This window comes from Ciceribacter ferrooxidans (assembly GCF_004137355.1).
In the GTDB taxonomy this organism is placed as follows: domain Bacteria; phylum Pseudomonadota; class Alphaproteobacteria; order Rhizobiales; family Rhizobiaceae; genus Allorhizobium; species Allorhizobium ferrooxidans.
This window is the reverse complement of record NZ_SDVB01000007.1, coordinates 1-257: the sequence shown is the minus strand read 5'-3', so window position 1 is coordinate 257 and position 257 is coordinate 1. Positions and strand designations below refer to the sequence as shown.

Sequence of the window (257 nt, the reverse complement as noted above, 5' to 3'; positions counted from 1 at the left end):
TACAGCGCATGAGAGAAATCCAGGTCGCCGTTGGTCAGCTTCTCGCGCACGGCGGCCCAGGAGGCTTCCTTGGACGGCACGATTGTGACCCCATGCTTCTTGTCGAAGCCCTTGAGTGAGGCCATTACCACTGATGCGCAGTCGGTAAGGGGGATGAAGCCGATCTTCACCGTGGTCTGCTCAGGCGCGTCGCTGCCCGCCGCCCAGACGGCAGCACGGGTCCAAGGGTCCAGCAATGACATCAGCCCGGCGCCGCT

The 257-nt window shown here is 63.4% G+C and carries 1 protein-coding gene; it reads right to left on the bottom strand.

Annotated features, from left to right (window positions below; translation table 11 throughout):
* On the bottom strand, positions 1-242 hold a 242-nt coding region (locus EUU22_RS00010; RefSeq protein ID WP_205687797.1), incomplete at its 3' end, for an ABC transporter substrate-binding protein.
* Positions 243-257: the final 15 nt, after the last annotated feature.